Source organism: Streptomyces solincola (genome assembly GCF_002982015.1).
Lineage (GTDB): Bacteria > Actinomycetota > Actinomycetes > Streptomycetales > Streptomycetaceae > Streptomyces > Streptomyces solincola.
This window is the reverse complement of the sequence record NZ_PVLV01000183.1, coordinates 1-10,026: the sequence shown is the minus strand read 5'-3', so window position 1 is coordinate 10,026 and position 10,026 is coordinate 1. Positions and strand designations below refer to the sequence as shown.

The 10,026-nt window shown below is 73.4% G+C and carries 10 protein-coding genes; 8 read left to right on the top strand and 2 right to left on the bottom strand.

What is annotated here, in order from left to right; translation table 11 throughout:
• Positions 1-76: 76 nt before the first annotated feature.
• A complete protein-coding gene (gene phoU, locus C6N75_RS13480) occupies positions 77-769 on the bottom strand; it encodes a phosphate signaling complex protein PhoU (protein WP_105869120.1) in 693 nt (230 codons plus the stop codon).
• Between the two features lie 227 nt (positions 770-996).
• Between phoU and C6N75_RS13475 the strand changes: the two genes are divergently transcribed.
• Both C6N75_RS13475 and C6N75_RS13470 read left to right on the top strand, forming a co-directional pair.
• Positions 997-2,397, top strand: coding sequence for a sensor histidine kinase (locus tag C6N75_RS13475; protein WP_258177397.1), 1,401 nt, complete (start codon positions 997-999; stop codon positions 2,395-2,397).
• On the top strand, positions 2,394-3,074 hold the full coding sequence (locus tag C6N75_RS13470) for a response regulator transcription factor (protein WP_105869119.1): 681 nt from the start codon (positions 2,394-2,396) through the stop codon (positions 3,072-3,074). The genes C6N75_RS13475 and C6N75_RS13470 overlap by 4 nt, the downstream gene beginning before the upstream one ends.
• 72 nt (positions 3,075-3,146) lie before the next feature.
• On the opposite strand, the gene C6N75_RS13465 is transcribed toward C6N75_RS13470, so the two are convergent.
• Positions 3,147-3,866 carry a DUF461 domain-containing protein gene (locus C6N75_RS13465; RefSeq protein ID WP_105869118.1) on the bottom strand — a complete coding sequence of 240 codons (720 nt, stop codon included), beginning with the start codon at positions 3,864-3,866 and terminating at the stop codon, positions 3,147-3,149.
• A 916-nt stretch (positions 3,867-4,782) separates the two neighbouring features.
• On the opposite strand from C6N75_RS13465, the gene C6N75_RS13455 reads away from it, so the two are divergent.
• From C6N75_RS13455 to C6N75_RS13430, 6 genes are all read left to right on the top strand, one after another.
• Entirely contained in the window at positions 4,783-5,265 is a 483-nt protein-coding gene (locus C6N75_RS13455) for a CarD family transcriptional regulator (protein WP_003953493.1), read from the top strand.
• 478 nt (positions 5,266-5,743) lie between these two features.
• Positions 5,744-6,481, top strand: a complete 738-nt coding sequence (gene ispD / locus C6N75_RS13450; protein WP_105869117.1) for a 2-C-methyl-D-erythritol 4-phosphate cytidylyltransferase — start codon at positions 5,744-5,746, stop codon at positions 6,479-6,481.
• A complete protein-coding gene (gene ispF / locus C6N75_RS13445; RefSeq protein WP_105869116.1) occupies positions 6,471-6,974 on the top strand; it encodes a 2-C-methyl-D-erythritol 2,4-cyclodiphosphate synthase in 504 nt (167 codons plus the stop codon). The genes ispD and ispF overlap by 11 nt, the downstream gene beginning before the upstream one ends.
• A 126-nt stretch (positions 6,975-7,100) precedes the next feature.
• Positions 7,101-7,508: a PPOX class F420-dependent oxidoreductase gene (locus C6N75_RS13440; protein ID WP_105869115.1), complete on the top strand. Its 408-nt coding sequence runs from the start codon at positions 7,101-7,103 to the stop codon at positions 7,506-7,508.
• Positions 7,509-7,674: 166 nt separating this feature from the next.
• Positions 7,675-9,081, top strand: coding sequence for a cysteine--tRNA ligase (cysS, locus tag C6N75_RS13435; RefSeq protein ID WP_105869114.1), 1,407 nt, complete (start codon positions 7,675-7,677; stop codon positions 9,079-9,081).
• A gap of 147 nt (positions 9,082-9,228) precedes the next feature.
• The coding region (locus tag C6N75_RS13430; protein ID WP_105869113.1) for a TrmH family RNA methyltransferase at positions 9,229-10,026 on the top strand (798 nt) is incomplete at its 3' end.

Sequence of the window (10,026 nt, the reverse complement as noted above, 5' to 3'; positions counted from 1 at the left end):
ACCCCGAACGCGCCCCCGACCCCGAACGCGCTCCCGCTCACGGCCGCGCGCCCGCTTACGGCCGCGCCCCGCCGCGTCAGCCCTCCTCGGCCGCCGTCTCCTGCGGCTGCGCCTGCTGCTGTAGCTCGTCGGCGTGCTCGCCGGTCACCAGGTAGACGACCCGCTTGGCGACCGAGACCGCGTGGTCGGCGAACCGCTCGTAGTAGCGGCCCAGCAGGGTGACGTCCACCGCGGTCTCGATGCCGTGCTTCCAGCGGTCGTCCATCAGGTGCCGGAACAGCGTGCGGTGCAGGCTGTCCATCTCGTCGTCGTCGTGTTCGAGCTGGATCGCCAGATCCACGTCCTTGGTGATGATCACCTCGCCGGCCTTGGCCATCAGCCGCTGCGCCAACTGGCCCATCTCCAGGATGGTCGCCTGAAGCTCGCGCGGCACCGCCGTGGCCGGGAAGCGCATCCGGGCCAGCTTGGCCACGTGCTCGGCGAGGTCCCCCGCCCGCTCCAGGTCGGCGCTCATCCGCAGCGAGGTCACCACGATCCGCAGATCCGTGGCGACCGGCTGCTGCCGGGCCAGCAGCGCGATGGCGCGCGCCTCCAGGTCGTGCTGGAGCGTGTCGATCCGGCGGTCGCCCTCGATCACCGCCTCCGCGAGCTTCAGGTCCGCGTCGAGCATCGCCGTGGTCGCCCGGCCGACGGCGGAGCCCACCAGCCGGGCCATCTCGACCAGCCCGTCGCCGATCGAGTCCAGTTCCTCGTGGTACGCGTCCCGCATGGGTTGTCCCTCTCTCACTGCGTCCGGCAGGGGGCGGCGGCCCCCGCGCTCCGGGGCCGGGATGCCGCTTCTCGGCCCCGTGCCGCCACATTCCGGGCCGAAGGCGTCGGACGCCGTCCGCCCAAGTGAACCGCCACTTGCCCCTCGGTGAACTCTGGGCGACGAGTGCCCGGGGTGGGGCCGCGACGGCTGTGAGCATGTCCGAGGGCCCGCCTAACCTGGGAGCCATGGACGTGAACGCGGCGGTCGCCGCAGTGGCCGCGATCGCCGGGGCGTGTACCGGCGTCATCGCCATGCTGGCGTTCCGCTGGAGCGAGCGCGAGCAGCGCAGGCCCAGCCCCCGCGCCCGCACCTCCCCGCACACCGACGCGGTGCTGCCGCCCGGGGTGGACACGGTGCTCTCCGTGCTCCGCTCCTCCGCGGTCGTGCTCGACGAGAGCGACTCGGTCGTCAAGGCCAGCTCCGCGGCGTACGCGCTCGGGCTGGTCCGCGGCGGCAAGCTGGCCGTCGAGCCGATGCTGCACCTGGCCCGCGACACCCGGCGGGACGGCGAGATACGGCAGGTGGAGCTGGAGCTCCCGCGCCGCGGCACCGGCGTCGGCGGCGCGCTCGCGGTGTCCGCGCGGGTCGCCCCGCTCGGCTCCCGGCTGGTGCTGCTGCTGGTCGAGGACCTCACCGAGGCCCGCCGCATCGAGGCGGTCCGCCGCGACTTCGTGGCCAACGTCAGCCATGAGCTGAAGACCCCGGTCGGCGCGCTCTCGCTGCTCTCCGAGGCCGTCATGGACGCCTCCGACGACCCCGAGGCGGTCACCCGCTTCGCCGGCCGGATGCAGATCGAGGCCACCCGGCTGACCAACCTCGTCCAGGAGCTGATCGACCTCTCCCGGGTGCAGAACGACGACCCGCTGGAGGACGCCGAGCCGGTCCGGGTCGACGAGCTGGTCGAGGAGGCCGTCGACCGCTCGCGGCACACCGCCTCCACCAAGCAGATCACCATGGCCGCCGGCGGCCACACCGGCCTGCACGTCTGGGGCAACCGCGGCCAGCTCGCCGCCGCCCTGGGCAACCTCGTGGAGAACGCGGTCAACTACTCCCCGCCGCACACCCGGGTCGGCGTCGCCGCCCGCCGGATCAGCGCCCCGGGCGGCGACGCGATAGAGATCGCCGTCACCGACCAGGGCATCGGCATCCCCGACAAGGACAAGGAGCGCGTCTTCGAGCGCTTCTACCGCGTCGACCCCGCCCGCTCCCGCGCCACCGGCGGCACCGGCCTCGGCCTCGCCATCGTCAAGCACGTGGCGGCCTCGCACGGCGGCGAGGTCACCGTCTGGAGCACCGAGGGCCAGGGCTCCACCTTCACCCTCCGCCTGCCCGAGGCCGGCTCCGCCCGCCCGGACGAGGGCCCCGGCCCGGACCCGCGCTCCGGTACGCAGTCGGCAGCCGGTACGGAGTCCGCGTCCGGTACGGAGTCGGCGTCCGGCAGGGCATCGGCGTCCGCCGCTCCCGCGGCGACCCGGCCCGGCTCCCCGGGCGACGGGCCCTCCGGCCCCGCCCGGACCCACCACCAGCGTCACCCGCTCCCCTATCGCACCCACGAACCGCTCACCGCCCCGGAGGCACTTCAGTGACCCGAGTGCTTGTCGTCGAGGATGAGGAATCCTTCAGCGACGCCCTGTCCTACATGCTCCGCAAGGAGGGCTTCGAGGTCGCCGTCGCGACCACCGGCCCCGAAGGACTGGACGAGTTCGAGCGCAACGGCGCCGACCTCGTGCTGCTCGACCTCATGCTCCCCGGCCTGCCCGGTACGGAGGTCTGCCGCCAGTTGCGCGGCCGCTCCAACGTGCCGGTGATCATGGTCACCGCCAAGGACAGCGAGATCGACAAGGTCGTCGGCCTGGAGATAGGCGCCGACGACTACGTCACCAAGCCGTTCTCCTCGCGCGAGCTGGTCGCCCGCATCCGCGCGGTGCTGCGCCGCCGCGGCGAGCCGGAGGAGGTCACTCCGGCCGCGCTGGAGGCCGGCCCGGTCCGCATGGACGTCGACCGGCACGTCGTCACCGTCTCCGGCGGCAAGATCGACCTGCCGCTGAAGGAGTTCGACCTGCTGGAGATGCTGCTGCGCAACGCGGGCCGGGTGCTCACCCGGATGCAGCTCATCGACCGCGTCTGGGGCGCCGACTACGTGGGCGACACCAAGACGCTCGACGTCCACGTCAAACGCCTGCGCGCCAAGATCGAGCCCGACCCCGGCGCCCCCCGCTACCTGGTCACCGTCCGCGGCCTGGGCTACAAGTTCGAGCCGTAGGCCGCCAGGCCGCATACGAGGAGGGGCGCCTCACCGGTGGTGGGGCGCCCCTCCTCGTACGCACGGGCCTGCCTACTCCCCGGCGCCCTGGCCGTTCTCGCCGTTCTGGGCGTCCTCGGAGGCGGACGCGGAGTCGGAGGCGTTCGGCGCGCCGGCGCCGCCCTCCTGGGCCTCGCCCTTCTCCTCCTCCTGCTCCTGGCCGATCGGCACGGCCGGGTCCACCGACGACGAGGGGGAGCCGGACGGCGACGACGGCTGCGGCGAGGGCAGCTTCGGCATCTGCGAGGGGCCGAAACCGCTGAAGTAGCTCGTGGCCGGCGTGACGGCCGCCTTCATCTTCACGTCCCCGGTCTCGCTGAGGGTGAAGACGATCTCCTGGTTGTCACCGTCCCGGGTGGCCTCGCGGCCCCGGTCGATCACGGCGGAGGCGTTGCCCTCCCCGCCCAGCAGCACCGAGCCGCCGGCCGGCACGGTGATCTTCCCGCCGCCCTTGGGAGCGCTCAGCTTGACCGGGGCGTTCGCGCCCGGCAGCGCGATCTCGTCGAGGGTCTCCGGCTTCGAGCCGTTGTTGAAGATCTTGGCGGTCACGACCGCGGGGCCCGCCGCGTCGCGCTCCGGCTGGGTGACGACCGCGACGTTCTGGATCTGGATGTTCCCGACGGTGGCCGCGGCGTTGTCCGGCCGGACGCCCAGCGTCTGCGCGTCGTTGCCCGCGCCGCAGGCGGCGAGCGAGGCGATCGAGAACACGATGGCGGTGGCGGCGAGGGCGCCGCGTCGAAGGCTGCGGCTCACGGCGGCGGCAACTCCTAGGACGTGAGGGAGACGAGCGGAGGACTGCGGGTACGGAAGGCGCCTGCCGGTCCGCTCGCGCGGGGCGTACGGGGCCGGTCGGCGGGCTCAGGTTACCGACCCCGTGTCACCGACCCGCATCCGACCCGCCCCACGGCGTCCCGGCCGCCGCCACCGCTGCTCCCGGGGGCGCCTTCGAGCAGTCCTCCGACGGCGCTTTCGGGGCCGCCGCCACCGCCGCCTCCGAGGGGCGCGTTCGAGGCCGCCGCCACCATCGCCTCCGGAGGCGCTTTCGAGGATGCCTCCGCGGGCGCTTCCGAAGACGCCCCCCGGGGCGGTGCCGGTGATGCCTCCGGGGCGACCCGCGGCGAACGCCGCCGGGGGCTTCCGGGGCGATCCGCGGTCGCGCCCTGGCGCGAGACGGTTCGGCGCCCCGGCCGCGTACGGCCGTGAGGCGTGTCACCCCGGTGTCGCGCGCCGTTCACATAAGCCGCCCGGTAACCCGTTCCCGACCCTGCTCGGACGCCCTTGATCAATTGCGCGGGCGGCCGGGATTTCGCCGGTGAATAAGCGTGTCACGGCCGCCCGCCGTGATCGCCGGGGGCAATTTCCGGAATCACCCGCACCGGCGTCCGGGCGGATGCGCGGCGGCCGAACGGAGTACGGGAAGTCCGGCCCGGGGAACCCGGCAAAACGGACGTACGACCCCTCCGAACCACCCGTCGAAGGGTGTACGGTACGCCTTTCGTCGCGCCCGCAGAGCCGCTCCGACCTGCGAATACCCCCTTCCGCATCCCGGCCGCAGCACGTCCCGACACCTGTTGTCAAGCCCCGAGATATGCCCTGACCTGCGAAAACGCCATTCAGAAGATGCCAAATCCGTGTTACCCTGGATAGCCACGGAAGGGGTACCTGTCACATGACGTTCAAGGTTGGCGACACCGTGGTCTATCCCCATCACGGGGCCGCGCTGATCGAGGCCATCGAAACTCGTCAGATCAAAGGCGTGGACAAGACCTACTTGGTGCTCAAGGTCGCCCAGGGCGACCTGACGGTGCGCGTACCCGCCGACAATGCGGAGTTCGTCGGCGTGCGCGATGTGGTCGGTCAGGACGGACTGGACCGGGTGTTCGAGGTCCTGCGGGCGCCGTACGCGGAGGAGCCGACGAACTGGTCCCGCCGCTACAAGGCGAACCTCGAGAAGCTCGCCTCCGGCGACGTCATCAAGGTCGCCGAGGTCGTCCGCGACCTGTGGCGCCGCGAGCGCGAGCGCGGACTGTCCGCCGGAGAGAAGCGGATGCTGGCCAAGGCGCGCCAGATCCTGGTGAGCGAGCTGGCGCTCGCCGAGAACACCAACGAGGACAAGGCCGAGGCGCTGCTCGACGAGGTCCTCGCCTCCTAGGGGCCCGCACGGCCCGAGAGTCCCCTGACAGCGCGTTCTTCCTGATCGTCAGGTACTCCGAAGCACCGATGCCGCGGTGCCCGATGACCCGCCGTCGGCCGTACGACCTCGTACGGCCAGGAGCGTGTCGCCGGGCGCTGCGGCATGTCGGGCTCCGGGCACCCGGGAGCCACAGGCCGCCCTGGGAGTCTCAGGCCACCCCCGGCGCAGGGTTCCGGTCGGCACGGGCATCCCGCGCCCGGCTGATCCCGCGACTCCAGCCGGCGTACCTCCCCGACCGACCCGCGTACTTCCGGACCCGCCGAGCACAGGCGCGGGCCGGGCTGCCGGCGCGGTGCGCCCCACCGGTCGTCACGGAAGGGGCCGGTCGAGGCGTCGCGCCGATGCTTCCTCGCCCCGCGTATACCCTGCGGGCGAGGGCGCATCCATGGCCATACCCACGAATTCCGAGCCGACAAACCTGCCGGAGCGCAAGCCGATGACAGACGCAAGTCCGCCCGCCCGCACCGCCGTCGTCATCCCCGCGGCCGGCCGCGGGGTACGCCTGGGGCCGGGCGCGCCCAAGGCGCTGCGCGCCCTGAACGGCACGCCCATCCTCATCCACGCCGTCCGGGCGATGGCCGCGTCCCGCGCCGTCTCGCTCGTCGTCGTGGTCGCCCCGCCGGACGGCGCCGGCGAGGTCAAGCACCTGCTGGACGCGCACGCCCTGCCCGAGCGCACCGACTACCTGGTGGTGCCCGGCGGCGAGACCCGCCAGGAGTCCGTCCGGCTCGGCCTCCAGGCCCTGCCGGAGAACATCACGGCGGTGCTGGTGCACGACGCCGCCCGCCCGCTGGTCCCGGTGGACACCGTGGACGCCGTCGTAGAGGCGGTCCGGGACGGGGCGGTCGCCGTGGTGCCGGCCGTGCCGTTGGCCGACACCGTCAAGCAGGTCGCCCCGCGCGCCCACGGCGAGCCCGAGCCGGTGCTCGCCACGCCCGACCGGGCCGCGCTGCGCGCCGTGCAGACCCCGCAGGGCTTCGCCCGCGCCACCCTGGCGCGGGCGCACGCCGAGATCACCGCCAACGTCACCGACGACGCGAGCATGGTCGAGCAGCTCGGCGAGCCCGTGGTGGTGGTGCCCGGGCACGAGGAGGCGTTCAAGGTGACCCGCCCGCTGGACCTCGTCCTGGCCGAGGCCGTACTCGCCCGCCGGAGGGCCAACGATGGCTTCTGAGCCCGGACACCGGCCGCTGGTCCCGCTGGTCGGCGTCGGCACCGACGTGCACGCCTTTGAACGCGGCCGCGAGCTGTGGTGCGCCGGACTGCGCTGGGACGGCGAGGAGTACGGCCTGGCCGGCCACTCCGACGGCGACGTGGCCGCCCACGCCGCCTGCGACGCCCTGTTCTCCGCCGCCGGGATCGGCGACCTCGGCGCCCACTTCGGCACCTCCCGCCCGGAGTGGTCCGGTGCCGCCGGCACCACCCTGCTCGCCGAGGCGGCCCGCATCGTGCGCGCCGAGGGCTTCGAGATCGGCAACATCGCCGTCCAGGTCATCGGGGTGCGCCCCAAGGTCGGCAAGCGGCGCGAGGAAGCGCAGCAGGCGCTCGGAGCGGCCGCGGGCGCCCCGGTCTCCGTCTCCGGCACCACCACCGACGGGCTCGGCCTGACCGGCCGCGCCGAGGGGCTCGCCGCCATCGCGACCGCCCTGGTGTACCGCGTCCCCTAGGCCGCGGGCTGCGGCCGTTGGGGTGGGGGCGTGCGGCTTTCCGGGTGCGCGGGCGTTTCGCGCCCCCGGCGCGGAGTACCCGTCCGGGCAGGCGCAGCCATGCGCCCACGACCGGAGAGGAAGCCGATGGCCCCCGCCTCGCTCAGCGAACACCTCAAGGCCCTGCTCGACAGCGCCGTCTTCGTCAACATCGCGACCATCCAGCCGGACGGCAGCCCGCAGGTCTCCCCGGTCTGGGTCAAGCGGGACGGCGAGCAGATCCTGATCTCCACCACCGTCGGCCGGCGCAAGGAGAAGAACCTGCGCCGCGACCCCCGGGTCACCGTGCTGCTCCAGCCGTTCGACGCCCCGTACACCTACGCCGAGGTGCGCGGCACCGCCGACCTGGAGACCGAGGGCGCCGACGCCCTGATCGACGAGCTGTCGCTGAAGTACACCGGGAAGCCGTACGCGGAGTTCGACCCGCAGTCCGGCGGGGACGCCCAGCGGGTGACCGTCCGCATCACCCCGGACAAGGTCGTCGGCACCATCTGACCCGGCGGCGGCACCCGGCGGCGCGAGGTGCCGACCGTGCGACGCCGAGGAGCGGGAGGCCCCCGGCCCTCGGGCGCCGACCCCGTCCCGCGCCGCCGCCGACTCCGGCCGTGCGGTATCGCCGAAGCGGCGCGGGGCATCGCCGGGGGCCCACTACCCTGGGAGGGTGACTATTCGCCTGTACGACACCAGCGCCCGGCAGATCCGTGACTTCACCCCGCTCACGCCGGGCTGCGTCTCGATCTACCTCTGCGGCGCCACCGTGCAGGCCGCACCGCACATCGGGCACATCCGCTCGGGGCTGAACTTCGACATCATGCGCCGCTGGTTCGCCTACCGCGGTTACGACGTCACCTTCGTCCGCAACGTCACGGACATCGACGACAAGATCATCCAGAAGTCGGCGGACCAGGGCCGCCCCTGGTGGGCGATCGGCTACGAGAACGAGCGCGCGTTCAACAACGGCTACGACGCCCTCGGCTGCCTCCCGCCCACCGTCGAGCCGCGCGCCACCGGCCACATCACCGAGATGGTCGAGATGATGCGCGGCCTGATCGAGCGCGGCCACGCCTACGAGGCCGAGGGCAACGTCTACTTCGACGTCCGCTCCTTCCCCGGCTACCTGGAGCTGTCCCGGCAGGACCTGGACGACCTGCGCCAGCCGTCCGGCGAGGGCGAGACCGGCAAGCGCGACCCGCGGGACTTCGCCATGTGGAAGGCCGCCAAGCCCGGCGAGCCGTCCTGGGAGACCCCCTGGGGCCGCGGCCGCCCCGGCTGGCACCTGGAGTGCTCGGCGATGGCCCACAAGTACCTGGGCCCCGCCTTCGACGTCCACGGCGGCGGGCTCGACCTGGTCTTCCCGCACCACGAGAACGAGATCGCGCAGGCCAAGGCGTACGGCGACGCGTTCGCCCGCTACTGGGCGCACAACGCCTGGGTCACGATGAGCGGCGAGAAGATGTCCAAGTCGCTCGGCAACTCCGTCCTCGTCTCCGAGATGGTCAGGCAGTACCGGCCCATCGTCCTCCGCTACTACCTGGGCACCCCGCACTACCGCTCCATGATCGAGTACAGCCCGGAGGCGCTGGCCGAGGCCGAGGCGGCGTTCGCCCGCATCGAGGGCTTCGTCCAGCGGGTGGTGGAGAAGGCCGGCACCGTCATCGAGCCGGCCGCCGAGGTGCCGCTCGCCTTCGCCGAGGCGATGGACGACGACTTCGGCGTCCCGCAGGCGCTCGCCGTCATCCACACCACCGTCCGCCAGGGCAACAGCGCGCTGTCCGCCGACGACAAGGACGGCGCGGCCGCCCGGCTCGCCGAGGTCCGCGCCATGCTCGGGGTGCTCGGCCTCGACCCGCTGGACCCGCACTGGGCCGGCGAGTCCGGCGCCGGGGCGGAGGACCTGCACGGCGTCGTCGACAACCTGGTCCGCATGGTGCTGGATCAGCGCGAGGCCGCCCGCGCCCGCAAGGACTGGGCCACCGCCGACGCGCTGCGCGACCAGCTCGGCCAGTCCGGTCTGACCATCGAGGACAGCCCCGACGGCCCCCGCTGGACCCTGGGCGGCGCCCGCTGACACCTCGGCGCCGACCGCGGCCGTGCCGTCGACCCCGACGGCACGGCACACTGGGAAGCCGAACATCCGAACACCGGGCCGCGCGCGAGGGCCCGCACCCCTTTCGCGTACCCCACACGCCACACCACGTCACGAAGCAGGTAAGTCATGGCCGGGAACAGCCAGCGCAGGAACCGCCGCACGTCCAACAAGAAGGGCGCGCAGGTCGGCAGCGGTGGCCAGCGACGCCGCGGCCTGGAGGGCAAGGGCCCCACACCGCCCGCCTCCGCCCGCAAGGGCCACGTCAAGAACCGCATCGCCAACTCCAAGTCCAAGCAGGCCCAGCGCCGCCCGGTCGTCCGGCGCGGCGGCAAGGGCCAGTCCGAGATGGTCGTCGGCCGCAACCCGGTCTTCGAGGCGCTGCGCGACGGCGTGCCCGCCTCCACGCTGTACGTGCAGCAGTTCATCGACAACGACGAGCGGGTGCGCGACGCGCTCAAGCTCGCGGCGGACCGCGGCGGCATCAACCTCATGGAGGCCCCGCGCGCCGAGCTGGACCGCATGACCAACGGGCTCAACCACCAGGGCCTGGTGCTGAGCGTGCCGGCCTACGAGTACGCCCACCCCGAGGACCTGGCCGCGGCCGCCTACGACGAGGGCGAGGACCCGCTGATCGTCGCCCTGGACGGCGTCACCGACCCGCGCAACCTCGGCGCGGTCGTGCGCTCCGTCTCCGCCTTCGGCGGCCACGGCGTGGTCGTGCCCGAGCGGCGCGCCGCCGGGATGACCGCCGGCGCCTGGAAGACCTCCGCCGGCACCGCCGCCCGCACTCCGGTGGCCCGCGCCACCAACCTGACCCGCGCCCTGGAGGCGTACCAGAAGGCCGGACTGACCGTGGTCGGGCTCGCGGCCGACGGCGAGGCCGACCACGGTCAGTCCGGCCTTCTGGTACGCCTCCAGGGCGCG